The organism is Novosphingobium sp. (assembly GCF_032093395.1).
Taxonomy (GTDB): Bacteria; Pseudomonadota; Alphaproteobacteria; order Sphingomonadales; family Sphingomonadaceae; genus Novosphingobium.
Genome location: NZ_DAMDBA010000004.1, coordinates 98,813 through 123,309, shown reverse-complemented (window position 1 = coordinate 123,309; position 24,497 = coordinate 98,813). Strand labels below are relative to the sequence as shown.

Annotated in this window: 33 protein-coding genes; 4 read left to right on the top strand and 29 right to left on the bottom strand. The window is 63.4% G+C overall.

Annotation, left to right across the window (positions count from 1 at the left end):
- From RT424_RS02830 to RT424_RS02745, 18 genes are all read right to left on the bottom strand, one after another.
- A complete protein-coding gene (locus tag RT424_RS02830; RefSeq protein ID WP_313434373.1) occupies positions 1-3,627 on the bottom strand; it encodes a carbohydrate-binding protein in 3,627 nt (1,208 codons plus the stop codon).
- Positions 3,624-6,677: a hypothetical protein gene (locus tag RT424_RS02825; RefSeq protein ID WP_313434372.1), complete on the bottom strand. Its 3,054-nt coding sequence runs from the start codon at positions 6,675-6,677 to the stop codon at positions 3,624-3,626. Before RT424_RS02825 ends, RT424_RS02830 begins: the two co-directional genes overlap by 4 nt.
- A 159-nt stretch (positions 6,678-6,836) precedes the next feature.
- Positions 6,837-7,253: a hypothetical protein gene (locus tag RT424_RS02820; protein WP_313434370.1), complete on the bottom strand. Its 417-nt coding sequence runs from the start codon at positions 7,251-7,253 to the stop codon at positions 6,837-6,839.
- 426 nt (positions 7,254-7,679) lie between these two features.
- Positions 7,680-8,144: a hypothetical protein gene (locus RT424_RS02815; protein WP_313434368.1), complete on the bottom strand. Its 465-nt coding sequence runs from the start codon at positions 8,142-8,144 to the stop codon at positions 7,680-7,682.
- Positions 8,145-8,248: 104 nt separating this feature from the next.
- Positions 8,249-8,725 (bottom strand): hypothetical protein, encoded by a 477-nt coding sequence (locus tag RT424_RS02810; RefSeq protein WP_313434367.1) that lies wholly within the window; start codon positions 8,723-8,725, stop codon positions 8,249-8,251.
- 65 nt (positions 8,726-8,790) lie between these two features.
- Positions 8,791-8,985, bottom strand: coding sequence for a hypothetical protein (locus tag RT424_RS02805; protein ID WP_313434365.1), 195 nt, complete (start codon positions 8,983-8,985; stop codon positions 8,791-8,793).
- Positions 8,985-9,392, bottom strand: coding sequence for a hypothetical protein (locus RT424_RS02800; protein WP_313434363.1), 408 nt, complete (start codon positions 9,390-9,392; stop codon positions 8,985-8,987). The genes RT424_RS02805 and RT424_RS02800 overlap by 1 nt, the downstream gene beginning before the upstream one ends.
- The gene (locus RT424_RS02795; RefSeq protein WP_313434362.1) at positions 9,392-9,796 is read right to left on the bottom strand and encodes a hypothetical protein; all 405 of its coding nucleotides are present in this window, start codon (positions 9,794-9,796) and stop codon (positions 9,392-9,394) included. Before RT424_RS02795 ends, RT424_RS02800 begins: the two co-directional genes overlap by 1 nt.
- Before the next feature lie 160 nt (positions 9,797-9,956).
- Positions 9,957-10,274 (bottom strand): hypothetical protein, encoded by a 318-nt coding sequence (locus RT424_RS02790; RefSeq protein ID WP_313434360.1) that lies wholly within the window; start codon positions 10,272-10,274, stop codon positions 9,957-9,959.
- Positions 10,271-10,624, bottom strand: a complete 354-nt coding sequence (locus tag RT424_RS02785; protein ID WP_313434359.1) for a phage head closure protein — start codon at positions 10,622-10,624, stop codon at positions 10,271-10,273. Before RT424_RS02785 ends, RT424_RS02790 begins: the two co-directional genes overlap by 4 nt.
- 2 nt (positions 10,625-10,626) lie before the next feature.
- Positions 10,627-11,190 (bottom strand): head-tail connector protein, encoded by a 564-nt coding sequence (locus RT424_RS02780; protein ID WP_313434357.1) that lies wholly within the window; start codon positions 11,188-11,190, stop codon positions 10,627-10,629.
- Positions 11,190-11,480 (bottom strand): hypothetical protein, encoded by a 291-nt coding sequence (locus RT424_RS02775; RefSeq protein ID WP_313434356.1) that lies wholly within the window; start codon positions 11,478-11,480, stop codon positions 11,190-11,192. Before RT424_RS02775 ends, RT424_RS02780 begins: the two co-directional genes overlap by 1 nt.
- On the bottom strand, positions 11,480-11,725 hold the full coding sequence (locus RT424_RS02770) for a hypothetical protein (protein WP_313434355.1): 246 nt from the start codon (positions 11,723-11,725) through the stop codon (positions 11,480-11,482). The genes RT424_RS02775 and RT424_RS02770 overlap by 1 nt, the downstream gene beginning before the upstream one ends.
- An 86-nt stretch (positions 11,726-11,811) precedes the next feature.
- The gene (locus tag RT424_RS02765; RefSeq protein ID WP_313434353.1) at positions 11,812-13,092 is read right to left on the bottom strand and encodes a phage major capsid protein; all 1,281 of its coding nucleotides are present in this window, start codon (positions 13,090-13,092) and stop codon (positions 11,812-11,814) included.
- Between the two features lie 13 nt (positions 13,093-13,105).
- Complete coding sequence (locus RT424_RS02760) at positions 13,106-13,819, bottom strand: HK97 family phage prohead protease (RefSeq protein ID WP_313434351.1); 714 nt, start codon at positions 13,817-13,819, stop codon at positions 13,106-13,108.
- Between the two features lies 1 nt (position 13,820).
- Positions 13,821-15,191: a phage portal protein gene (locus RT424_RS02755; RefSeq protein ID WP_313434350.1), complete on the bottom strand. Its 1,371-nt coding sequence runs from the start codon at positions 15,189-15,191 to the stop codon at positions 13,821-13,823.
- The gene (locus RT424_RS02750) at positions 15,191-17,053 is read right to left on the bottom strand and encodes a terminase large subunit domain-containing protein (RefSeq protein WP_313434349.1); all 1,863 of its coding nucleotides are present in this window, start codon (positions 17,051-17,053) and stop codon (positions 15,191-15,193) included. Before RT424_RS02750 ends, RT424_RS02755 begins: the two co-directional genes overlap by 1 nt.
- A complete protein-coding gene (locus RT424_RS02745) occupies positions 16,998-17,423 on the bottom strand; it encodes a hypothetical protein (RefSeq protein WP_313434348.1) in 426 nt (141 codons plus the stop codon). The genes RT424_RS02750 and RT424_RS02745 overlap by 56 nt, the downstream gene beginning before the upstream one ends.
- A 166-nt stretch (positions 17,424-17,589) precedes the next feature.
- Here RT424_RS02745 and RT424_RS02740 point away from each other — a divergent pair, with 166 nt between their 5' ends.
- Entirely contained in the window at positions 17,590-18,144 is a 555-nt protein-coding gene (locus RT424_RS02740; protein WP_313434347.1) for a hypothetical protein, read from the top strand.
- Here the strand turns inward: RT424_RS02740 and RT424_RS02735 are convergent.
- Positions 18,131-18,346: an HNH endonuclease signature motif containing protein gene (locus tag RT424_RS02735; protein ID WP_313434401.1), complete on the bottom strand. Its 216-nt coding sequence runs from the start codon at positions 18,344-18,346 to the stop codon at positions 18,131-18,133. The two genes, RT424_RS02740 and RT424_RS02735, sit on opposite strands and share 14 nt — an antisense overlap.
- A gap of 286 nt (positions 18,347-18,632) precedes the next feature.
- Between RT424_RS02735 and RT424_RS02730 the strand changes: the two genes are divergently transcribed.
- The gene (locus tag RT424_RS02730) at positions 18,633-18,881 is read left to right on the top strand and encodes a type II toxin-antitoxin system RelE/ParE family toxin (protein WP_313434346.1); all 249 of its coding nucleotides are present in this window, start codon (positions 18,633-18,635) and stop codon (positions 18,879-18,881) included.
- Between the two features lie 11 nt (positions 18,882-18,892).
- A complete protein-coding gene (locus RT424_RS02725; RefSeq protein ID WP_313434344.1) occupies positions 18,893-19,234 on the top strand; it encodes a helix-turn-helix transcriptional regulator in 342 nt (113 codons plus the stop codon).
- Here the strand turns inward: RT424_RS02725 and RT424_RS02720 are convergent.
- Genes RT424_RS02720 through RT424_RS02675 form a run of 10 tightly spaced genes read right to left on the bottom strand, consistent with a single transcriptional unit; the run spans position 19,212 to position 23,716 of the window.
- Complete coding sequence (locus RT424_RS02720; RefSeq protein ID WP_313434343.1) at positions 19,212-19,892, bottom strand: hypothetical protein; 681 nt, start codon at positions 19,890-19,892, stop codon at positions 19,212-19,214. The two genes, RT424_RS02725 and RT424_RS02720, sit on opposite strands and share 23 nt — an antisense overlap.
- Positions 19,892-20,122: a hypothetical protein gene (locus RT424_RS02715; RefSeq protein ID WP_313434342.1), complete on the bottom strand. Its 231-nt coding sequence runs from the start codon at positions 20,120-20,122 to the stop codon at positions 19,892-19,894. The genes RT424_RS02720 and RT424_RS02715 overlap by 1 nt, the downstream gene beginning before the upstream one ends.
- Positions 20,119-21,048, bottom strand: a complete 930-nt coding sequence (locus tag RT424_RS02710; protein ID WP_313434340.1) for a helix-turn-helix domain-containing protein — start codon at positions 21,046-21,048, stop codon at positions 20,119-20,121. The genes RT424_RS02715 and RT424_RS02710 overlap by 4 nt, the downstream gene beginning before the upstream one ends.
- Positions 21,045-21,437, bottom strand: a complete 393-nt coding sequence (locus RT424_RS02705; RefSeq protein ID WP_313434339.1) for a DUF1064 domain-containing protein — start codon at positions 21,435-21,437, stop codon at positions 21,045-21,047. Before RT424_RS02705 ends, RT424_RS02710 begins: the two co-directional genes overlap by 4 nt.
- Positions 21,434-22,192 carry a helix-turn-helix domain-containing protein gene (locus tag RT424_RS02700; protein WP_313434338.1) on the bottom strand — a complete coding sequence of 253 codons (759 nt, stop codon included), beginning with the start codon at positions 22,190-22,192 and terminating at the stop codon, positions 21,434-21,436. Before RT424_RS02700 ends, RT424_RS02705 begins: the two co-directional genes overlap by 4 nt.
- Before the next feature lie 9 nt (positions 22,193-22,201).
- The gene (locus RT424_RS02695; RefSeq protein ID WP_313434336.1) at positions 22,202-22,432 is read right to left on the bottom strand and encodes a hypothetical protein; all 231 of its coding nucleotides are present in this window, start codon (positions 22,430-22,432) and stop codon (positions 22,202-22,204) included.
- Positions 22,422-22,859, bottom strand: coding sequence for a hypothetical protein (locus tag RT424_RS02690; RefSeq protein WP_313434334.1), 438 nt, complete (start codon positions 22,857-22,859; stop codon positions 22,422-22,424). Before RT424_RS02690 ends, RT424_RS02695 begins: the two co-directional genes overlap by 11 nt.
- Complete coding sequence (locus RT424_RS02685) at positions 22,852-23,208, bottom strand: hypothetical protein (protein ID WP_313434333.1); 357 nt, start codon at positions 23,206-23,208, stop codon at positions 22,852-22,854. Before RT424_RS02685 ends, RT424_RS02690 begins: the two co-directional genes overlap by 8 nt.
- Positions 23,205-23,510, bottom strand: coding sequence for a hypothetical protein (locus RT424_RS02680; protein ID WP_313434332.1), 306 nt, complete (start codon positions 23,508-23,510; stop codon positions 23,205-23,207). Before RT424_RS02680 ends, RT424_RS02685 begins: the two co-directional genes overlap by 4 nt.
- Positions 23,507-23,716, bottom strand: a complete 210-nt coding sequence (locus RT424_RS02675; RefSeq protein ID WP_313434331.1) for a hypothetical protein — start codon at positions 23,714-23,716, stop codon at positions 23,507-23,509. Before RT424_RS02675 ends, RT424_RS02680 begins: the two co-directional genes overlap by 4 nt.
- On the opposite strand from RT424_RS02675, the gene RT424_RS02670 reads away from it, so the two are divergent.
- The gene (locus tag RT424_RS02670) at positions 23,684-24,400 is read left to right on the top strand and encodes a S24 family peptidase (protein WP_313434329.1); all 717 of its coding nucleotides are present in this window, start codon (positions 23,684-23,686) and stop codon (positions 24,398-24,400) included. The genes RT424_RS02675 and RT424_RS02670 overlap by 33 nt on opposite strands.
- Positions 24,401-24,497: the final 97 nt, after the last annotated feature.

The following is a 24,497-nucleotide window of genomic DNA, read 5'->3' as shown; positions in this document are numbered from 1 at the left end:
TCACCACACCCCCATTCGGCCTGCGAGCGCCCCGTTGGGGTGATAGGCCCGGAGGCCGTTGTTATCGAGCTCAGACCGTTGGCCCGACGATGCTGTGCGGAGGAGGCCGATGTTACCGGTGATGGCGGAAAGTTCGGTGACAGCGATCTTCGCGGCGGTGACCTGGCCCGCGCCGAGGTGATTTGTCATGATGCTGCCGTCCACTGTGAACATCGCGGCGTTGCGGCGGCGCATCTTCATGTTCCAGAAGTAGCAATGGCCATTTGGTGTGCTGGCATCTGGCCCCCAAATACGCAGGAACGCTTTACCCTGACTTCCTCCCGTGTATTTGAAAATACCCTTGAGAACTCGGTATACCTGTCCAGGGAAGGCATAAATTGTCCCACCCCCTTCGACTGCTACGTTTTCAACGGCTTGGGCCGATAGAACCTCATAGTTTCCGGCGGTATTCCTCATAACCATATCGAAGGAAACACGACCCTCACTTGCCCAGGAGATGCACTCGAAGCCGAACTCATCACCCGGCTTTACCGCTATGCCGTAGATGTTGCTGTTGCTGTCGAAACTCTCGACTCCATTGACTACGCTTAGCTCCCCCGCAGTGGCGCCTGCTCGATTGAGAAACAGCGCGTACCTAGAGGGCCATGATGTTCCCGCGCCGCCATCTCGACATTCTATGTATCCGGGGCTTGGCGCAAAGCGCCGTGAGTAGGCTGACAGAGTACCCGACGCGAGATCTCCGTCGACGATGAGGTTTTCGAAGTCCATCATGGTCATGTTCTTCGCCGTGACCGAACGAGCCGCGAGTTCCTCAGTGCCGATCGCATTGGCGGCGATGTTCTCCGCCGTGAGTGAGTTGGCCAGGACGTTCTGCGCAACTAGGATAGCTTGCGCCGGGAGCGAGTATGGGATCATCTCTGACGCGCTTGGCGTCGTCTCAGCGAGCTGAGGATAGCACATGAATACCCAGCTATCGGACTGCCCGGAGTCTGTGCCCCACTTTCGCATCCATACTCGCAGCCCAACAGCCCCAGACCCCGCTGGGATAGTTATCCTCGCCACGCAGCGCTTGAAGGCCGCCAGATAAGTACCACCTTGCTTTTCAGAAGGGAGACACGTTGCTGCGGCATTGATAGGACTCTGTGCCACCCAGTTGCCAGCAGAATTGACTGCCACCAACAGCAGGTCTGCGGCGCAGCGATGAGTGCCCATGTACAGGGTGAACTCGTAGGACTTTCCGTCCTCGCCCCCGTATATATTGGTCCAATCTCCACTAGCGTTTCGTATGAACCGAAAGCCAAAGTAGTCCGGGGCCGTGCCTTTAACTGTGTTCGTCTGGTGGACGCCAAAGCCTGAGTTATCCGGCAGGGTCCAAGAAGTATCAGGGTAATCCCCATTTGGAAGCGGAGAGAGAACCTGGCTGCTGCCGTAGTTAGCGTTGACCTGGTAAATGGAGCCGGAATTCTGCTGGCTGTCCATGTACATGTACAGATCGGGGCGCGTAGCGGGTAGTGCCCCTATGAGGCGATTGCCTCCGACGCCTACGCCCAGCTTGGCTGTTGGCACGGTGCCGACCAGTTTCGTCGCGCTCATGCCGCTGATCTGGCTATCGGGGATCGTCGTCGCGGCGTCGACCAGGCCCAGGTAGGTGCCGGTCGAGGCCTTGTAGACGTAAAGGGACCCGCTGTAGTAGACCGTGCGTCCGTCGAAGTTGGCGGTCGTCGGCAGGCTCGTCACGATCTCGTATCCGCCCGTCAGCTTGCTGAGCGCGAAGCTCAAATCAAAGTTCCTGCCGGTGAAGGCACCTGTGCCGGTAGCGCGCAGGGTGAGCGTTGCACTGAGCACGGCGGCGTTGCCGAACTCGCCCGCGTTCCCGTTCGCTCCGACCACAGTGGCCGTCCGCCCGGACAGCGACACTTGGAGGCCGTTCGGGTTCGAGGCGATCACGACGTTGAAATTCGCCGACACGTCCACGGCGCCCTGCTTCAGCACGAACGTGGTGGTCACGCCGTCGTAGCTCTTCACCACGCCGTTCGCGTAGGCCCACACCTGCCGCGCGGGTGCCGTCAGCGAGGGCGTGATCGCGGCTTCGCCGGGCGTGCCTGGCGCGCCAGGGCTGCCGGGCTGTCCCGGCTCGCCGGGTTCCCCAGGTTCGCCCGGCTCGCCTGCCGAGGCCAAAAGCGATACGAACTGGTTCGGCGGCGGCAAGCCAGCGGTCGAGACGTGGGCGGTGATGACCGTGTACGACGATCCGCCGTACTGGACGAAATCGCCCACCTCATAGGTGGCGCCAGGCGCCCAGTCGCCCCGATTGACGTTGCGGGTGGCGTTGTCGGCGGGCTTTGTGCCGTCCGGATCGGTAATGTCCGGCCAGGCGACACTCGCGGTCAGCGGCTCGACCTTGCCCGCCGTGCTCAGACCCTCGATCGACAGCGACAGCGTGCAGATCGTCGCGTCGACCTGAATCGAGAAGTCCTTGAAGAACCCGTAGACGGTAAGGGTTTCCATCCCTTCCTTGCCAATCCACAGCGAGGGCTTCGCGCGCACCGCGGCGATGCGCCCGGCGACAAGGTCCACAGCATCGCGGCGCAGCTTGGCGGGCAGCGTCATGCGCTTGGCCCAAGCGCGCTCCACGATCTGGATCTCGCCGAACTCGTCCGCTTCCTTGCGGCTGAAATCCGTGATCCCGGCCTTGGCGTCTTCGGTGGTCGAGCCGAGCCCGACCAGTTTGCCCGCCAGCAGCGTCCCGACCTCCACCGTGCCGGGTCCGGTGATCGTCACCGAGACCTGGCCGGCCGTCTCCGGCATATCGAGGAAGGTGACTGTGCCGCTTGCATTGGGGGTGAACGTCCGATCGTAGCCGGCGGCCTGGACGCGCACCGTGGTGGCCTTCACATCGAGCAGCGCCGCGGCGTTGATCGTGCCCGCCGAAAGGGTCACAAGGATCTGGCCAGCGGCGGTCGTGGTCGAGCCCAGCGCCTGGTCGAACATCGCCCACCGGTTCGTGGGGCCGATGTCTTGCCACTTGCCGGACGGGCCGGTCGGGTCGTTGCCCTTGTTTCCGATCGCGCCGCTTTCGTAGATCCGGTGCGTCGCCGCTTTGATGACGCGGGCGCCGAGCGGATAGGTCGTGTCGGCCGACCACTCCGGATAGTCGTTTTCCGGAACGCTGCTCGCGATCAGCGCGCCGCCCGCGATGGTCGCGGGCTGGAGCAATTGCAAAGTGGAGGCCTGCCCCAACGGCGCGGGGTCGCCGCCCGGATCCGCGAACGCCTCCGTCGCCGCCAGCGCCTCGACGGTGAGGGTGCAGTAGGCCTTCGGCGGCACCGGCAGGTCAATCTCGAAGTCCTTGAAGAACCCCCGGAAGTCGAGCCAGTCCACACCCTCATCGGCGATCCAGCGCGCGGGCTTGGCCCGGATGGCCGCGAGGCTCGCCTGGAGCGCGTTGGTCTGATCGAACGGCACTACCAAGCGCACGGACATACGCCGCGCGAAACCACGCTCGACGACGGTCGTCACGCCATAGTCGTCGGTTACCCGGCGGCTATAGTCGACGATGCCGAGCGTCGGCGTGGCTTCGGTCTCGCCGAGGTTCAACGTCTCGCCGCTGTCGAGAACTACCCTCACTTCGCAACTCCCGACACTACGATAGCCCGCCCGTCAGCTTCTGCGCTCACGTCTTCCAGAACCCGCGCGGAGCGGTTCACGCCGCTGGCGATCGCCGCTAGGCCGTTATTCAAGTCCGCCCGCATCTGAGCCTGCTCCGCGCGCATGGCTCGCAGCTCAGCGGCGTTATCGTTGCTGCCGCTTGCCGAGGACGTACCAGCCGTGGCCGTGGTGGCCGCGTCCAGCGCCGCCGACGTCGAAGCCGAGGCAGAAGAGGAGGAGGTGCCGCCGGCATAGCCCTTAGTGGCATCGATGACGCCTTCGAGGCTTGCCGCCGTCTCCGCCTTGATGCGCTCCAGCTCCTGGCGGCTCGTGGCGACATTACCGGCGACTTCGAGGAGCGACTGGCTCAGGTCTGCCAGCTTGGCCGCCGCCTCCTGATCGCCGCCCCGCGCAGCGAGCACCGCGGCATTGAACTGCCCCTGCAAGGTAGCGAAGCTGGCAGCATCGCTTCCGCCGGTGAGGCCGCGAATCCGGTTCACTTCGTCCACCAGGCTATCGCTGACCGATTCCCACGCCTGCCGCAGCTGCTCGGCTGCCGTAGCCGCCGCTTCCTGCGCCTGGGTGAGCTTATCCTGCGCGGCGTTGGCATCCTCGATCGCATAGAGCTGCTGGAGCAAGGCGCGCTGCGCGTCGCTGGTGGCGTCCCGCAGCTCCTTGGCGCGGGCGATGGCCGTCGCGGTGGCTTCGTCCCCGGAAGCCTCGGCGATGCGCGAACGGATGTCGTTGAGCGCGTCGGTCTCCTTGTTCATAGCCTCCTGACGTTTGATGGACAGAAGCTGCTCGAGCTGGGCGTATTCCGCTGCGGTGGCGCCCGCCTCGGCGAAGATGGAGCGCAGGTTGGCGAATTCCTTGTCGATCGTGTCCAGCTCAGCGCCGACCGGATCCAGGTACGTCTTCAGCTCGGTGAACACGCCCTCGAAGCTCAGCGCCTTGTCGATCTGCGCGGACAGATCGTCGCCCGCCTTGAGCAGATTGTTCGTGGACGCGCGGATGCCGTTGATCGCGCCGCGCTCGATCGCCAGCTTCATGGCATAGGCCACCGCCGCCTCGGCATCGTCGTTGAAGTCGACGGCGCCCTTCTTGACCTTGAGCGAGGTGCCGCCGGCATTGACGCGGTAGTCACCGTGGCGAACGCCGACGCTGATGTTGCCGAAGTTCCCGATGGTGCCGCCGAACTGCGAGGCGAGATCCGCAAGGCCGCCATAGATGCTGTTGCCGGCTGCCAGCGCCGCCTTCTGCGACGATCCGCTGTTGCCGGACGTGCCGGACACACCAGCCGCCGACAGATCGACCCGGCCCCACTTCACCTTTGTGAATGCGCTGCCCAGCACATTGCCAAGCACCCCGCCGACGATAGATCCAAGCGGGCCAGCGAAGTCGCCTAACCCCTTCATCACCCCGTTGAGTGTCTTGGTTAGAACCTTTTCTGCCGCCTTCCCGCCGAGGGCGCCGCCGATCGCCGACCCTGCCTGCTCGGACGCAGACTGCTTCCCGAACAGGGCAGACCCTGCGACCACTCCGATGCCCGCGCCTTGCAGGAGAGGCCTCAAAGCCTTCACAAACTCCCCGTCTTTTTTGAATACCTTGGACACCTCGGTGCCGATGGTTTTTGCGACCTCCTCCCCTTGGTCGTTAATTTCCGTTCCCACTCCGATGTTGAGCAGGTTGCCGAACTTCCCGCCAATGTCGGATGAGTTGCCAGTGAGCAGGCCGAACACAGCTCCCAGGCCAGCCCCGACCCCGCCGAGGTTTCCGAGCGTGTTTATCAGGTCTCGATACTGGTCGTTGAGCATGGCGACGTGCTCGCGCTCCTTTGCGAGATCCTCCATTCGCTCGTCCCAGCGGGCCTGGGCCATGTTGTCCACTTCCTTCTGGAACTCAGCCCAGTCCTCTTCCTGCCGTTTGGCGAGCTGCTCCGCCACATCGAGCACCATGCGGCTGGTGGCGTCCTGCATGAACTTGTCCAAGTCGAAAGCGTCCTTGGCCGCCTTCGCCGCAGCCGCGCCAGCCGCCTTACCAGCCTTTTTCGCGTCCTTCTTTGTGCGCTCGATTGCGCGCTTCTGCGCGAACGGGCTGGCCCAGTCCGCGAGATCGCCGATGTAGTCTTGCTGGATCGTGTCGGTGAGCGTCTTCACGAAGCCGTGACCCAGCTTCGCCGCGGCGCCGGAGTAGCTGTTGGAGACCTTGGCAATCTGCGGAGCCGTGAGGGTCGGAAGGGCCAGGCCCGCCTTCGTCAGAATATGGTTCGCCTCGGAGACGAAGCCGTTGACGCCGTTGACCGCCGTGGAGAGCAGCTTGTTGATGGCATCGATCGCCAGATTGACCGCGCTCAGGAAGATGTCTGCCACCCCGGCCGGGATGAGCTTGAAATTGTCCAGGATGGTTCGCGGGACCAGCGTCATAAGGCCGATGATCCTGTTCGCCGCCCATTTCGCCCAGTCCAGCACCGTCTTCCAGACGTCTCCGGTCTTCACGCCGAAGAAATCGAGAGCGCCTGCTACCTCGCCCGTGATTGCCGCAACCCAAGCGTCCCACAGACCCAGCGCCGTGTCCATGAAGGTGACTTGCACCTTACTCGTCTTGTTGATCTCTGAGCTGAGCAAAGCGACGCCGCCAGCGGCAGTCGCGAGGACGGCAATGAACGGCAGGAAGGGCGCGACCAAGCCAGCCGCCGCCGCGATCAGGCCTTTGACGCCGATCCCCGCCTGCGACATGATGCCGCCGATCTGCGAGCCCTGTTGCAACAGGGCGGTGAAGGCAAGTTTTAGCGGTGCCGAACTCTGCGCCGCCCCCACCAGCTGTATGCCCAGATCCTGAAACTGGAAGGCGAGGTTCTGGACGTGGTGCCCCGCCAGCTTGGACGTGTTGGCAGTCCGGTTGATCCCGGAGCTGAGGCCCGCGAGGTTGTCATTCGCCGCCTTTGCGGACTTGGCAATGTCGCCGGAAGCATCCCTTACGGCACGCTTGCACTGGTCGAGGTCATTCTGAAGCCGCGCGATATCGGCCACGATCTCGATCGACAGCCTACCCGCTGGGATACCACCCGCCATACGAGCCGCCTCCATAAAAAAGGCGGCCCAAAAACTGGACCGCCCGATTATTTAAGAATTGCCCTGGCGTCAGCTTAAAGGCTGCTATTGAGCAGCCATAGCTATTGACCTACGGCTCTAAAAAGCCGGTTTGGGCGGTTCATTTGGGTCGAATTTAGTGCAAGTGCCTGAGAAATTGCCTTGCGGACCCCGAATTGAGATCAGGCCTGCAATACGGTCGATATGCAGCTTTGCGTTGCCGATACCACCGTACCAGACCTTTCCATTGATTTCCCGAGAATCTGCAACGACGCTAGCGATCCTTAGCGCCTTATGCTTCTTCCCGCCGATAAGGCGCGGAAGTTCGGCCACGCCAGCGGCGCCCGACAGTTGCAGGCGGACGACATCCTCCTGACCGGTAACGAGATCGGTGTCTCCGTATTCAACGGTTTCGGCGCGCCCCCTGCACTCCAGATTGATCACTTCTGATTGAGCTGCAATTGCGACGGTCGGCAGCAAGCCAACGAGCGCGGAAAGAACGAGAGCCATTTTCATGACATCGATGAGTAGGGCTAAACTACCGCGCTCTCAAGCTTTCCATCATTGACCTGAATTGAGCTTCGACACGATTCCGCGCGGCCTCTGGATTCGCCTTGCTCATTGGTTCGATGCAGGCCGGGCTTCGCGCGTCTTCACGCTGGCTGACAAACACGCGGGAAAGCCTGCGCAAGGTCCGCGCTTCCCAGGGTGAAAGGTCCACTCCTATCAAGCGAGACCACTCGGCCATTTCTGAGAAGCTGATCGCAGCGGCGCTTTCTCCAGCAGGAGCGGCCGGCCCGATCTCAAGCAGCCAGTCGGTGAGGTAGGGAGCCGGATTGATCGGGAGTTGCGGCTCTCTGCCCTCCGCCTTCATCGCTTCCGCTCGAGTTACCGGCTCTGGTGGTTTCCCAGAGCCGGTGTGCTCCCGTTTCGGGGCGGTGTTCAGCCAGGCGAGCTGACGGACCCAGAGCTCGAGAGCGACTGCGATGCCTTCATAAAATTTTCCCAGCTGCTCGCATCATCCTGCATGTGGTCACGGATGAAGCCGAGCAACGGATCGGAGTAGACGGCACGAACGTTTTCGCGTTCGTCCTGGATCTTGTTGCCCTGCTCGTCCTCGCCGTCGAGGCCATTGAAGCGCTTGGTGATCGCGCAGAGGAACTCGATGGTATCCTCTTCCTTGAAGTCCAGCGCCGCCTCGAACTTGCCGTTCGCTTCGCGCGACCGCTTGACGGCCTTGCGTTGCTTCGTAGCGTTGGCGGCTTGCCAGATCTTGGTGCCGGGGCCGAAAACGGTGGCGGTGATCGGGGCGCCGGTCTCGGGATCGCGAAGCGGAGACCCGTCGGCGTTCTTGACGGGAAGGTCGGAAACGTCCGCAACGCGGAGGCTGGCAGCTTTGAGAGCCATGGGGATTACCTTTCAGGGAGGGGGCCGGTCGGATGCCCTAACAACCGACCGACATGAAAAACCCCGCAGAAGCGGGGTTTAATCTCAGGGGCGTATCGGGTGGATCAGTCTTCCGGCGTGTAGATCACCAGGCCGTCTTCATCTTCGGAGACGATCGAGTATTCGAGGGTGATCTGCCGGGTGGCGATGGTGTTCGCGTCGCCGTAATTGCGCGGGCCGCCCATTACCAGGGCGCGACCGGAGATCACGCCGAGTTTCGGGTGCGAGATGATGGCGGTGTAGAAGTCATCGTCATCGGTCGCGGTGTCGACGAGCGCTTGGCCAGCGTCGTTCGGGTCGATACCGACGGTGATCGTCTGCGTACCGAGCGTGTAGCCGCCCTTGGCCTTGCTGTCGCCGCGACTGGCGATGTTGCGCCAGGTGACGATGTCGAAGGCCTTGGCCGGAATGTCGCCCAGGTCGCTGACCTCGCCGATCTTGGTGGCAGCCGCCAGAAGGGCTTCGACACCGGCCTTGTTGTAGGTCGCCGGGGCGGTTTTGGTGAGGGCCAGAGTCGTCCCGGCCGAAGTGAAGACGGTCATCTAATTTCTCCAGAGGAATGCCCCCTAAGCCGGGGCGGGCTATCGCCGGGGACGGCAATCTCGTGTCAGTCGGCGGGGGCGCTCGACTTGGTTTCGTCGGCCTTGGAGACGGACGGCGCCTTCTTCGCAGCCGGCGAGCGCGTGAACCGGCCGGTGGGCTCGAGATCCTTGAACTGCTGCGCGGGCATCGGCACGGTGTCGCCCTTCTCATAGGTCTTGCCGTTCAAAGTCGTGCGACGGGTGGCGGTGGTATCGATCATCAGCGTGGCTCCGAATATGTGACGATGAAGTCCTGGGTCCCGCACCAGATCGAAGCGGTCTCGATCAGGAAGTCCGGCCCGGCCGGTTCGGTGCGGATGGTGACGTCGCGGATGCCCGGCACCTCGGGATAGAGCCGGTCGGCGGCGGCCTTGCGCACGGCGCGCAGGATCGCCTTCTGCTCGGGGTAGTTGCGCGCCTGGATGGTAGCCTGCACCCGCTCGCGGACGTGCCGCCACTCGCCCGGCGCCGGAATGTTCCGATCCACCTTCGAGACGCTGGCAAGGGACACGGAAGGCAGCTTGCTACCGAAAGGGCGGGCCCCGGCCGCGATGTCATCTTCCGGGACCAGCAGTGCTAGCGGATCATCGACGATCAGCACCGATCGCACCGCGACCACGCCGTCCATCAGGCGGCCTCGTCCATGCCCGCCAGGGCGTTGAAGCCGGTCCTGTTCTCGATGACCGACACAACCTTGGTCCGAAAGGCGGCGATGGCGGCGTCAACCGTCGTATCGAGCGCGACGCGCATGAACGGATGGGCGGCATGGCCGGGATGGTGGATGATGCCGGACACGAAGCGGTCGCCGATCTTCATCGGGCGCAGCGTGACACTGCCGGAGCCTTCCGCAGCCTTGCGAACCGCGACGCGCCCCTGCTTCGCGCCGGTGCGGGCGATGAGGTGTGGCGCGACGCCGTATTCGCCGAAAAAGCCGAGGTAGCCATCGGGCTTGCGCTCATCGACGTAGATTCGGATCGAGAAGGTGCCGTCTTGATTCTTGCGCGACGATCCCTTCGTGATCGCGGCGGCCACCTTGGGCGACCAGCCGCTTGCTCGCAGCCTCGCTTCGGCGAGAGAACGGGGTTTGCCGCTGCCGTGAGACCGGATCGAATAGCCTGCGTGGCGACGCGCTTGCCAACGGCGTTCAGCGCCGCTTCGAGCGCCCGGCCGCCGGAAACGGGTGAGTTCCGGCTCATGCGAAACTGACCTCATTGCCGTCCACGAGGAAGGTCACGGTGATTTCCGTGCGATCCACGTTCTGATCCAACGATGCACGCACCTGCCCGGGCAATCTGTTGCCGTGCTGGTCGCACAGCAAGATGGCTTTGCCGCCGATCGCTCTGCAACCCTCGACGATCCGGACCAGCAGCACTGCCGGCTCTTCCTGCTCGGTCGCCGCTTCGGCATCCGCCTGCATCTCGGCTTCAGTCTTCTTCCGGCCTCGAACCAGCTGCATCGGACCGCCGTCAGCAGGGTGGAACTCGACCATGTGGTATTCGCTGTCGCTCACGGCTCGTGGCCCTCCGTGCTCAGTTCCTCGGCCATCATCTCCCATTCCTTCCGGCGGCCCTTCTCGGCGGGGCCGGAAACGATGCGGAGCTTGCGGCCATCGATGTCGATGCGCATGTCAGCGGTGACGTCGATGCCGTCGAAATAGTCGATGCGGATCCGCGCCGGGCGGCGCTGAATCGTCAGGCTTTCGTCGATGCTCTCGGAGCGCGACGGAAGCACGTCCTGCACCTCCGCCCAAGCGTCCGAGGCCTTGACCCAGTCTTCCTCGACGGTGGTCCCGTAGTTGGGATCCTTCGTGGTCTGGCGAACCTCGAAAATCACGAAGGTGTCGCGCTTGCCGCCGGACATGGTCAGGCGAAGACCTGAAAGGGTGAGAGCAGTTTTTCGACTGTGGCCGACATCGGGATCTTCGTCGCGCCGGTACCGGTCCCTACGGTCACCGTCTCGCGGTTCGCGTACATGTCGCCGACCATCAGCAGGATGGCAGCGCGGATTGGCGACGGCAGCGCGGCGTAGCCAGCGCGGTACTGGATCCGAACCGCCTCGGGATGAGAAAGGACAGACGGCCAGCGCTTGCCGAAGGCGGAGCCCAGGAGCCAACCGCGCAGCTCGTACTCGGTGGGAAGCAACGCCACCTCATCGCCGGTACCCGAGAGGTACTTCACGCTGATGATCTCCGTCACCGGACCGTACGGCAACCGCATGCAATCGCGGAAAACGTCGGCGTAGGCCACCAGGACCTGATCGCCGAGCGCCCGGCCAAGCCAGCCGTCCGGACCGTCGATATGGCCGGTGGCCGCTGCGACATATGCCTCGATCAAGGCGTCCTCGACGCTATGCCGCACGCGCAGGTGCGCCTTCGCTTCAGCAAGGGTTACCACCGGCTCTGGCGGCGTAGCGACGACGACGCGCATCAGTCTGGTATCTCCACGACACCGGCCTGCTGGCAGACGTCGGGCGCCACCACGGCCATATTGATTACAGGGTGCGAAGAACCCATGATCCCGAGGCGGAGCGCTCCGCCGGCCTGCAAGGCAGCGAGGTCCTCGGCGGTCGGGCGCCAAAGCGAATACATGAAGTTGAGTCCGCTCTGCTCATCGACGGCGTCTAGCACCGGGAGGACGCCGCAGGCGCCGTCGAGATGCTGATCCCAGTCCTTGGGCGCGCCGAGCGGACGCGCGCCGTCGAAGTTGCAGATGCGCATCAGGCGGACTTGTTTGCAGGCTTGGGAGCGGCCTTGTTGGCCGGGGTCGCGGCTTGCTTTTCGCCTTCTTCGCTGGTGAACGCCGGGGCGAAGCCCTTCTTCACTTCATCGGCCGTGGCCTCGCGTACGAGCTTGGCCTTCACCAGGTCGTCGAAGCGCTTGGTGGCGACATCCTTCAGGATCATACCTTCGGTAACGGTGCCGTTATCGCCGTGATGATCCACGAGCACGAATGCATTCTTCATCATCGTCTCCTGTGGTGCTGTGGAGGGTGCGGGGCGCGGCGAGCGCAGCGCCCCGCGGAATTCGCCGCAATTGCTGCGGCGACCGATTATCCGTTGGTCGGCGGCGCCAGCGTGCCGCGGACGAGGGCCTGTGCGCGGCGGATCACCAGCGCCAGGCGCTTCTCGGCGCGGACCGTCAGCATGTTGCGGATGAAGTTGTCGCGGTCCTGGTCGGAGATCCGGACTTCCGTGTCCATGCGATCGAAGATCTGGGCGGCAAGCTTGAAGTTGCCGGTCAGGAAGTTGCCCGCGCCGATGCGCTTCGTCGACACAACCGGGCGGCCCCAGAGCACCGGACCTGCGATGCCCTGCGGATTGGCGAACAGATAGCTGCCGTTCGCGTCCTTGGTCAGCTCGATACCGGCCCAGGCGGTGGGGTGCAGCACCTGAGCATCAGGGGCGTAATCGGCCAGCTCGACCTGCAGAATGGCGAGGCGGAGCTGATCGATGATCGTCGGGTTGGTGACGTCGATACCGGCGGGCTGGGCATACGGCGTTGCGCGGGTGTAGAGACCCGACAGATGCTGGCCGGTGCCATCGCCGAGGAGCAGCTCGGCGTCTTCCTTGTCGTCGAGACCGTAGCGAAGTTCACCGTCGATCAGGCTTTCCAGCTGCGGAATGTCGTCCATCGCCTGACGGGAAACCGGGGTCCAGTGCGCGATGGTACGCACCGGGGCGTTGTCGACCTCCCAGGTGTAGTCCGATTCAGGCTTGAGATCGCCTTCCGCCACGCCAGCCGCGTTGTTCTCGCGGGTTGCCTGGTAGGCATACTCGATCGAGTTGCCATCGGTGCGGCCCGGGGTGAGCAGGTCGCGGACCCGCAGACCCATGCGGGGCATGGTCACGATTTCCGACTGACGATCGGGCACGATGAGGGCGCCTGCCGATCCGTTGGCGCTGGTAACAGCCTTGACCGAGAAGCCGATGGTGCCCTTGCAGCCCGCCTCGATGTAGCTTTTCACGTCGGCGTGATTGGCCACCTCGTGTCCGAGGCTCTTGAGGATCGGGCTTTCCTCGCCGCCACCACGGCGGCCCTGTGCCAGCTTCTGCGAAAGCTCGGTGATTTCGCCGCGCAGGCCAGTCAGCTCGGAAAGGGCCTTGTCCGCCTTTTCCTTGGCTTCCTCGTTGATCTTGTCGCCAGCAGCGCTCTTGGACCGGAATTCCTTGGCGAACTCCTTCACCTCGCCGAGCGTCTCGCCCAGCTTCTGCTCGAGGTCCTTCAGCGAATTCTCATCGTTGGCGCCGCCTTCGTCCTTCTTCTGCCCGAATTCGCGGACAAGCGGGGTCGCTGCCACGGCGAGCGCCGCGGCCGAAGTCATCTTGTTCATGTGGGTAACCTTGTTAGGCGGACTTCAGGGAGAAGCCGGCCAGGGTGTCCGAGAGAGCCTTGAGGCTCGGGTTGCTCGTCGGGTCACGCTCGGACTCCCTCCGGCGCAGTTCATTCAGGCCGTTGCCGACGAGGGCAGCGGCCCGGGTCTTCGAGAAGCCTGCCTCCCGCAGGAACTTCTCAAATTCTCGGTCGGTGGGCAGCTCGCCATGAGCGAGCTTGAACTTGACGGCCTCGACCCGCGATTCATCGTTGGCCGGGAAGGTCACCAAGCTGATCTCCACGAGATCCAGCTTCGTCAGGGTACGGATGCCCGTCTTTTCGTCGTAAGTGCTTTCGCGCACCCAGTAGCCGATCGACAGGCCGGTGACGGTGCGTGCCTTCATGTGCGCGTAGGCGCGCTTCTCCATCTCGCCCGCATCGAGCAGGATCTGCCCGTCGCCGAACAGGCCGTGATCGTCTTCCTTCAGGTTGCTCCACGCGCCGATAGGCTCGCTGGCGCGATGCTGCCAGAGCACAGGAACCGGGCGGCCCTTTGCCTGGATCTCGGCCAGACTATCGACAAAGGCGCCCTTGGCGACGACTTCCTGATAGCTATCGACGACGCCGAAGACCGAGCCGTAACCGTTGAACTTGCCATCCTCGGTGACAGCCTTCACCTCGAAGTCGAAGTCGCGAACCTTGAGGGCGCCGCTGTGTTTGCGGCCAAACCGGGAAATCAGAACCATTTCAGTTCACCTTCGAAAGGTGGTTGATGATGGCGGTCCGCCTTTCGAGCTCGGCCGCATCGGGGTTGCCGCTGGGCAACGAGATACCCAGCCAGCTGACGAGTGCTTCCCTTGCCTTGGTGTCGGCGCTGGCGGCGACCGCGCCCAACTGATCTAGGGGCACAAGGTTGGACTGCACGGTCAGGAAGTCGTCCCCCGGCATAGCAGGGAGATTTTCGCGGGCTCGCATCTCGCCGCGGGTCATCACGCCGTTTTGCCCGAAGGCGGAATAGAGGGCCGCTCGGGCCGCGCTGTCCGCCGCCATGAGCGCCTCACGGTTGATCTCCGGGTAGACCTTCTTGCGCTCAGCCGGGGACAGCAGCTGCTTCTTCACCGCCTGCTGGATGTTTGTCAGAAGCGGGTTGAGCAGCAGGGTCTGCCAGCCGAGCAGGAGCTGCTCGATCCCGCTTCCCCACATCGTTTGCCCCTTGGCGGCATGACCAATGAGCATGGGCAGCATGCCGAACCAGCGGCAGATCTCCTCGACGTCCCAAGCGCGGGATTCCAGGAGCTGGACTTCCGCTGGGTTCATCTTGAGCGGCGAGAACTTGAAGTCCTTCTCCAGCGGCACGATCCGGCCGCGCATGGCGTCGCCCACGAAGCTGTCGAAGATGGCGAGCAGATCTGCGCGCTGATCGGGCTTCAAGTTGGTGGAGCCAGTCTCCATGAACCCGGCCGCCTGGAGGCCGCTCCGGAACGTGTCCGAGGCGGTCTTGTTCGCCGCCATCGCGCCACCGAGAGTACGGCGGCCGAACTCGATTGCCGAGAGCCCGACGTCGCCGCCGAGCGTGAGGCCGCGCAGGTGGAAGACCTTGTCGGCCGGAAGCTCCTCGGTCTTGCCGCGATCGGCGAAGAGGTAGACCCGTTCGTTATTTCGGTTCCGCGTCACCTGCATGAGGTGCGGGGCCAGCGGGGTCAGCGCAGTCACGCGGTCCCCAAGGGTTTCCTTTTCCGCGTAGGCATTACCCCAGAGATCCATCGCAGCGACCTGGCCCGCCCAGAACTCCGCGGCGGTTTGATCCCGGTTTGGATCCTCGTGGACCAAGTCATAAAGCCAGTGGTCGCTGCGGGAGACCCGCCCGCCATCGGCCGACTTCTCGAAAACGCCCATGCCCATCGAGCCGACCACATCCGACTTCAGTCGGACACACGCCCAAGCTGCCGGAAGGCCGAGAGTGGTCTTCTGGTTGACCGTCTGGCCCGCGCTGTCGATCGCGGCGGTGGCGGCGAGCTTCCGGCGCGTCGGCTCTTCTTCCGGTGCGCCGCTGAGTTTGCCGCTCTCGCCCGATCCGAACCAGCGAAGCGTCGAGCCGACCCATGTTCCCAGGCCCATCAGGCTACTGCTTTCATCTGGGAGATGAAGTCGTCGATCGACCCATCCTCATCACTCGGCGTCACCATAGGTTCGACGGCGTTTATCATGGCATCCACTCCGTCGATCTTGTTCGGGCTGTTGGCCGCTTCCTTCTTGGGAAGGATGGAGCCGTTCACGCCGCGGGTGACGACGGCATTACCGATCATCCACGTCATCACTGGATTGCCGTCGTGCGCGAGCTGGCTAGAGCCTGCCTTTACGCGCGCCTCGACCTCCTTGGCCGGGTCGGTGTAGTTGTTGGCGTTCTTCGAAAGCTGGACGGCGAAGGGATCGTCGCCGTCGCCGAAGTCCTCGTTGAGGCGGGACGCCATGGCGAGACCGCTGTTCCACTGGTCGAACGTGATCCGGCGGATCGCCAGCCGATCTTCCAATTCTCGGATCTTAGCTTCGATGGCGCGGTGATCGATGAAGTTGCCGGCAGTGGCGATCAGGTGCCCTGAGCCGACCCATTCCTTGTAGAGGTCGGTAATCTGCTTGAGCGCGTTATCCTGGCTCTCCAGCCGGGCCTCGGGGCAGAAGAACCACGATTTCACGAGCAGGCGGCCATCTTCGGTCTTCGCCGCCAGCACCAGGGCCGAAAGGTCATCGACGTTGGAAAGGTCACCACCGAGGTAGCAGTCCAGCCCAATGAAGTCGTCGATGGTCAGGCCGTCATCGGCACACGCGATCCACTGCGAGACGTTGAGCCAGGCCGAGGCCGCGCCGAGCCACTGATTCAGGTTCTTGGTGCGGAAGTTGCCTTCGGCGGAAGGGCTGGCCTTCGCCTCGATGGCACGCTTCCGGATCTCCTTCAGCAGCGACGGCGCCGCGGCTGCAAGCGGGTTTGCCTTGACCCAGGTGCGCTCGTCGTAAGGGTCGTCCCCTTCCTTGCGCTCCGGCGTGAAATCCTTCGGTCCGTCCAGGGTGTAGATGATGACGAACATGTGCTCGGCGATGATCGACCGCTCCAGCACCTTGGTCCCGAATGTCCGCTGCTCATAGCAGATGCCGAGCGTATTGAACCCGGCCGTCGTGATGATCCATAGCAGGGGCTGCAATCTGGCACCGAAGGCGGAAACCATAACGTCGTACAGACCGCGATCGGAGTGGGCATGCAGCTCGTCGAGCGTGACAACGTGCGGGTTGTGGCCGTCCTGCGATTTCGACTTGCTGTGAATCGCCTGCATGTACCCGCCGTTGTCGGCGCAGGTGATGGACTTGGCCCAAGGGATCAGGCCGAAGGCTTCCTGAAGCGCCGGGGTCTTCTCGACCATCCGCTTCGCCGGGTGGAAGACCTTCTTGGCCTGGTCGAACGTCGTCGCTGCCGTCAGAATCTGCGGGCCGGGCTCGTCCTCGCAAGCGAGGCAGTAGAGCGAGACCACCGCCGTCAGCGTGGACTTTGCGTTCTTGCGGGCCAGCTCCTCATAGACGACGGTAAACCGCCGCAGCCCGGTTTCCCTGTCTCGCCACCCGAACACGACGACGAGAATGAATATCTGGAACGGCTCCAGGTCGATCAGGCCGCAGCGCTTGTCGTGCTCGCCTGCCAGCACCTTGGCGCGCGCGCATTTGCACCAGTTGCCTTCGACGTGCGGCAGCTTCTCGGCGAAGTCGCAGACGTCGTTGCCGTGCCACGGGTCGAAGTAGTACCCGAAATCCTTCTTCTTCGAGCGCTTCAGGTCATCCAGATGGCGCTGCGCGGCCAGCCGGACCCACTTGCAGTGCGCGGTCTGTTTCTTGTCCGCCGCCGCGCGCTTCGCATAGTCGAGCGCAATGGCCGCGTAGTCACGAGCGTGACCGGTGTCCGTTGCGCTTGAACGGGTTGCCCGGCTTCGTGACATCCGCCGCACCTCCGCCACCGCCCACGCGGCTCTTCGGCCCCGCGATGCGGAGCAGTTCTTCATGCTGGCGCAGCACCGTGAGGTACGCGGCTGGGGGCGGGTCGCCGCCGGCGTTGAACGCCTGGCGCACAAGCGCTTCGAGCGAGCAGTACCGAGCGAGCAGGGCGCTATCGATCTCGGTCACGCCAGCCGACATCACGCGGCCAAGCACCTCCATCCAGACATCCTGCGCCGCGGCGGTCATGTAGTCCGGCATCAGCGGCGGATCGCCGGGCGCCAGCAGTTCGGTCTTCCCACCATCGCGGGAGGGTTGGAATGTGCCGCGAGCCAGTTTGGCGGACGGCGTTTCAGCCTTCGGCCCTCGCTTCACGGGCACCTCCGAAATTTAATGTGCAGCGAAAATTTAATTCACACCCAGAAGTTTAATCCGCACGCGCAAAAAAAGTGGTCGGGTGTCGGTCCTGTGCCGGTCAGCCCCGAAGTTTCGACCCACCCCCGGGTGTCCCGACTGATTGATGATGCGGCCAAGGAGGGACGTGGCTATCCTTCTGATACCTTTTCATCGAATCGGGGGCGGCATGGTTGGGATCACTGAAATTTCGGCGGGATTGAATAGCCTGAAGGCCGCGAAGGACATCGTGAAGGCCTTGCACGCTATTCAAGCTGGCGCGGACCTCAATGAGATCAAGATCAGCCTCCAGGGCCACATTCTGGAAGCGCAAGAAGGGCTCTTTGCTGCTCAAGAGGCGCAATCGGCGTCGGCCCGACGCATAGCAGATCTTGAACAAGAGATTGTGCGCCTGAAAGACTGGTCGGCAGAGCGCGAACGCTATCATCTTGTAAACGTCTGCCGTGGCTCCTTCGCCTACATGCCGAAGCCAGGTATGGAGAAGGGCCAACCCGCACATTGGCTTTGCACAAACTGCTTCGATCACGGCAAGAAGTCCTATCTTTCTTTCAAAGGGCAGGACAAGTCGCGGTCTGGCGGAAATGGCGACGAGAGCACGTACGGTTGCGATACCTGCAAAGGCAGCATCAAAGTGAATTGGCGCCGTAAGCCCGTATACCCTAGCGACCCTAACGACGACTAAGTCGTCTACCCTTGGCCCGTTTTGCCTCGGCCGCTGTCTTGATGTGGTGGCACGGCTGGCAGATGCCCTGATAGTTCGACCGGTCGCCAGTCCCGCCTTCCGCCAGCGGCTGGATGTGGTCGGCGATGGTGGAGGCGGAGACGCGTCCCTCGTCTTGGCAAGGGCGGCAGAGAGGCTCTTCGCGCAAGACGATCTCACGCATGACCTCATGCTGCCTGCCGTAGCCGCGCGCTTGCCTGCTCTTTCGTGTGGTGCGCCATGCCTTGGCACGAGGGCGCTTGTTGATCCGGGGAGGGCGGCTGGGCATAGAACCTCCCAAGCGCAAGACCATGAATCAAAACGCCCGCTCACCTTGAGGCTGCGGGCGCACGTATTCTGTACCGTATCTATTTGCCTCGTTTCCGTGCCCAGTGCAAGAGGCATATTTCATGTAACTATCCGTAACATTCTCGTTGACATCAATGTTACCTAGAGTTACATCCGTTGTCATGAAGCCGATCCGTTACGCCCGCTCAGCCCTCAAGACGCTCCGCTCGATGCCCGCCAATATGTCGGCCCGCATCGTCTCGAAGGTCGAGGCATACGCTGCAGATCCGGCTTCGCAGGCGAACAACGTCAAGGCCCTCAAGGGCAGCGACGACATCCGCCTTCGGGTCGGCGACTGGCGGGTCATCATGAACGATGGCGTCGTGCTGACCGTGACGAAGATTGGCCCTCGCGGCAGCATCTACGAATGATGGAGGCTCACATGGGTGAGATGGTTACGATACCGATCGAAGAGTACCAGGCGCTCCAGGAGGCAGCGGAAGACCTCGCGGACATTCGTGCTTCCGAGCGCGTGAAGGCTGCCGTGGAGCGAGGCGATGACGAATACGTTCCGGCCGAGCTGGTCAACCGCATCCTCGCCGGCGACACCCCGCTACGGGTCTGGCGTGAGTATCGCGGGCTAACCCAGCTTGCGCTATCGGAAGCAGCTGGCGTGAGCCGCGCTCAGATCGCGCAGATCGAAGGCGGCAAACGCGGCGGGTCGGTCCAGACCCTCAAGAGCCTGGCCGACCAACTGGGCATTACGGTTGACGATCTGATCTGATCCCCGCACGGGATAGGTAGGGGCCGACAGCCTCGGCAAGCAGCAGAAGGCCGGTAAAGAACTCGTCTCTGATGATCTGCCGGTGAGCGCCAGACTTCGGGACCAGTTTGACGATCGAGCGCGGCCTACGCTTGCCCTTGCCGATGTCGATCCAGTCGACTTCGCGGCTACCGAACCGCTTCATCGCGGCCTCGGAGAATGTCAGATCCATCAGCGCCACGTCGCGCAGCGTGTGTACCAGGGCGCCCAGCTGACATTCGATCCCGCGCAAAGTGCTCGCGCCGAATGCGCGTGCCTCGATGGCAGAGATCGCGCCATGTGAGCCAGCCGCACCGCGCGGCCGCACGTCTAGGGCGCACTTGGTCTCAGACATCTCGCTGGCGTCGAACGCCGCGCGGTAGCAGCGCAGCGCCTTCATCTGCTCAGTGCCGATGCCTTCCATCGTCTCGAAGCGCGGCTGCTTGCGAAATGCTTTGCCAATGGTCACGCGGCCTTTCGTCTTCACGTCCACGATGTCCTGTTCGACATAGACGGCGTGTTCACGTTGCTCGGGGGTAGGCGCAAAGGGATCTGCCTTCACGGGTTTGGGAGATGTGGCGCGGCTGGCGCGGCGCGTCGCCTGCGCCGCCATTGCGGCGAGGGTATCGGACTTCGGCATTAGGAGCGGTATCCAGTTCGGGGAGCGCAGGCCTGCAACTGCCGTTGCAGGTCGGCGACGGGGACCATGTGATATCTCTGGGCGTTCGAGTGGCGCATGACGCCCCGGAGGGCCTCCGCGAGCGCGGCCGCTTCGTCGGCGCGAATGAAGAAGCCGTCCTGATCCGGCCCTATCTGGACAGGGCCGGTCTCGATCCTGCTGCCAAGCTGGCACGGGATGATTCTCTTCATGCTGCCAATCCTCCCTGAACTCTGGCGCTGTAGGTGCCGTTGGCGTGCCGCCTCAGGTAGCCGCGCGTCTCCCCGACCTGCTTCCAGTAATCGGGAAGGGCATCGATCTCCGCCTGGTCGCTTTCGCCGCGGGACAGCTTGCCCATGGCGTCGTCGAACTTGGCCTGGCGCTCGCGCTGTGCCGCCGCGTCCGCCCGTCGCTGTTCCCGTGCGGCTGGGGTCAGGGTGGGTATTTCGGCTGGGGCAGGGCGAGCAGCGCGCTTCCGGCTGCGACCAGCGCTCATCCGATGGCCGTTCAGCACCCAAGCCGTCCACGTCTCCTGCCAGTCGGCGCTCTGGGTAGCCTTGGACCGGTGATGGGCACGGAAGTGCTGGACCGTGGCAGCGAGCTCACCAGCCGAGAAGGCGTCGACCACCTCGCGGCCCTTTGAGCCGACCGGCAGTTCGGCAGGCATCCAATCATCCGAAATCAAGCCAGCGCACGCGCCTTGTGTTTGTTTTAAAGGTTCAAGGGGGGTTTGTGTAAAGCTGCTTGACGGGTGGGGTAAAGGAGCTTGACGGGCGGCGTAAAGCTGCTTGACGGGTAAAGCTGCTTTACGGGTCGATGCTTCCAGATGGTCCTTCTCGTGGCACGGAACCAGAGGAAGCGACCGAAGTGCCTGGACGTTGATCAGGTACTCGACCGTATACCCATTCTCGCACGCACGTTGCCCGCACTCGCCGATGAGGCCGTCTTCAATCAGGCTTTTGATGGTCGTAATGATCGTCTGGCGCGTAGTTCCGATTTCCTCCGCCATGCGCTGCTTCGACGCCCAGATCCCCGATCCGTCGTCGCTGGCCTTGTCGGCCATGAGGCGCATCACGGCAGTGCGGGCCATGCTGCCCACCTGCCGCTTGTCGACCTCGGATGTCAGGTGGTTGCTCAAACGACCCTCCACTCGATGTCGGGCCACATGGTGCGCGCCAGCGCCCAGCGGAGGGGGAAGTCACGGACGATGACGCCCTTGCGATCCTCGACCACCTTCCGGCCGTTCTCGATGTAGGAGAAGTCCGCCTTGAGCCGGGCCTGTTGACCATTGTCGAGCATCACGGGACGCCCATCGACCTCGAACCGGAAGACGGGCTGCTGCTCCAGGCCGATGATCGCACCTGCGCGCTCCATGAGCTGGAGCTCGTTGCAGCGCCTTGCCTCGGCCTTGCTGTCGTGAACGTGGCCGGCTCGGCACTCGCACTTCTTCGCGCCGTACTTGTTTCCGGCCTTGCCGAACGGACCAGCCGCCGGGCCCAAGCGCTTCTTGGTGGTCCATCCCTTCATCGGCTGGCTCCCAGCAGCATATCCAGCTCGGCCGGGGAGCGCGCGAACTTCGTCGCGCACGGCGCCGCTGCCATCCAGGCGTTCACGTAGAGCGGGTCTTTCATGCCGACGGCGAAGAACGCTTTTACGGAATGGACCATGGTGGCGTGGTCGCGCCCCCCGAGGAAGCGCCCCGTGGCCGGATAGCTATTCCCCCTGGCGCGCAGCACCGCCACGACGAACTGTCGCGCCCGAACGGACACGGCCTTGCGGCTGGTGCCGAGGATCTCGGCAGGCGATGAGCCGACACGCTCGGCGCAGTCGCGAATCACTTCGTCCGTGGTCAGCGGGCGCTGACGGGTAGGCTTCTCGCCCGGCTCCAGCGCTTCGACGACTTCCATCACAGGATCGGGATCGATCTCCAGATCCGCCGCGTCGCTCCCGTTTAGGTGGCCGCCGTGGACCAGCCGCGCCGCGATCGTTGCGCACAGGTCATCGACCTCGCTCCCCGGGGTAATCTCGACAACCGGCGCGCGGCTGGTGCGAGCCGCTTCGGTTTCGGCGACGTGCAGGGCCCGCCAGTTGCGGATCTGTTCCTTGGTCGGCGACCTGCCAAACCGGTTCATTGTATGAGCGCGCACCGTGGAGGCGTCCGCTATGTAGGTGACGAGGCGCTTTGCGTAGGCGCGCGCATCGCTGGGCTCTCGGTCAGGAAAGCCCGATGTGCCGAACCACTCGATTCGTGGTCCATAGGTTGCTCGGTAAGCTGTTGCCATGTCGGGTACTCAAAGGAGCATCATCTGCGGATCGGGATTGCTCCTGATCCAGTCGGCGCGGGCATTGCGGGCCCGTTTCAGGGCTTCGGTCGCTGCGGTCTTCTCAGTCTGAGCAATCGTCAGCTTGGTATCGGCGCGGCGGTCGCGCTCTTCAGCGAGGGACACGAGCGTCTCCAGACGCGCGAGGTCCGGCGGCGCCGGGGTGATCCCGGCGATGATCGCTTCGTGATCAAGCGGCATCGGAAATGCCGCGCAGCGTGGCGACGTGCCGATCCAGCCTTTCGTCTTCGCAACCGGAGAGATCGCGGCCAGCCGGACTGTTCGGCCGGTGAGCCTCGCCCTTGATGCGAAGGAACTCGATGCACCATGCCTCCAGGGCGTCGTGATCGACGCCCTCCGGCACCGACACGATCATGTTTCCGTCCGGCAGGAGCAGAGACAGGAGATCGTTCGGCACGTGCCCACAGAGCATGTAGACCGCCGAGACGGGCATCTGCGCCGGTTCGGCAGCGCCGTCTGGGTTCGGGAAGTAGGAGAGCAGGGTGGAATACCCGATACCGCTGTCCATGCTGAGCGCTTTGAGCGAGATACTCCGCTGGTCGAGCTGACGGCGGATGGTCTGCTGGCGCTCGCGCATGGCGCGGACGATGTTGGAATTGTCAGCCATGATCCTGCTGCACCTGCGGAATAGGATTGCCCCCATGAGGAACACGGAGATTGAAAGGCGGGGTGACGGTCCAGCCGCGCTGGGTCAGCTCGGCGACCAGGTCACGATCGCTCGCGCGGGCGACTGGGTCATTCGGATCGACGATTTGGATGGCGCGAGCGTGGAACTTGAGACGGCGGATCACGCCGCGCTGCTCCAGCCGGTTGAGCATGGAGTGAACATTGCTGGTGCTGCTCAGGTCGAGGCCGCGGGTCATCTCCATGACGGACGGGGCAAGTCCGTCATTCTCCGCCATGAACTTTTGGATGAAGTCGAGCAGGGCGCGCTGACGCTTCGTAATCGCGATCATGGGCGGGCATCCCAGATGAAGCCTTGGCGCGTGGCGCGCACGGGGGTTCGGTCACCGAATAGGCGGCGGAGGGTGGTGACGTGATTGGCGAGGGTCTGCTGCGTGATGCCCGGCAGGGCGCGATGGGTGACCGGCTCGCCGTTGGCGAAGGCGATTGCGTAGAGGGCCCGCGCCAGGTGCCGGGGGAGGGCGAGCTGCTCACCGTCGCGATAGACGACGGCCGGGCTAACCCGCCAGTTGCCGCGCGTGACGGGGGCGCCTTCCTCGATGTTACCGGCGCAATGTGGGCAGCGGGCGCTCATGCGGCGTCACGCTGCACGAGCTGGTCCAGATTGTCGGGGAGCGGCTTGCCAATCGTCTTACCGATCAGGCGCAAATGCGCCATCCGCGACTTGGGAATCCCGATTGAGCGCCAGCTATGGACGGTCGAGACGGGGGCTTCGATCAATTTCGCGACGGCAGAGGTGCCCCCGAGATGATCCAACACGGCGTTCGCTACGATGCTCATGCGCCTATTCTGCGATATTCGCAGACGGAGTTCAAGCGCAAAGTATGCGACATTAGCAGTTGCGATAGTCGCAGACAGCGGCAGACAGGTCTTATGACCCCAATTCAGATTCGTGCGGAACTCGATGCTAGGAACATGTCCATTCGCGACCTCGCGGAAGCGACGGGCATCAACGAGAACCATCTTTCGAAATCGCTAGGGAAGCAGGCGCGGCGCATAACTGCAGATGAGATGCGCGCCATCGAAAAGATCTTCGAGCCGGAAGACCTGGCTGGCCGAATTCGCACCATCCCGCTCCTAGGCACGGTGCCCGCAGGGAAGTTTACCGCGGCGGAGCAGGTGGGTGGTCGCCGCATTCCAGTGTCCGATCCGGAGACGCCAAAGAACGCCTACGCTCTCACTGTGCGGGGTAACTCCATGGATCTCATCGTGCCTGACGGAACGACGCTCACGATTGATCCCGACGACAAGTCGCTATGGCCGGGCCGCCGCTATGTCGTTCAAACTGAAGGCGGAGAGACCACGTTTAAGGAGTTCCAGGCCGACCCAGCGCGATTGGTGCCTTGTTCGACCGATGACATCCACCAGGAGATCATGTTGGGCAGTGAGCCCATCTTGGTGCTGGGTCGGGTCTGGTCCTACACGATGCGCGACAACGACCTGCCTAGGCGGTCTGCTCAATAAATCGCTCGTGCAGCTCTTCGATCTCTCCAGGAACTGAGACGAAGAATTTGCCCCATTCGTCGAACTGGCCGATTCCCAGCTGGATCGCGTCTTGCTG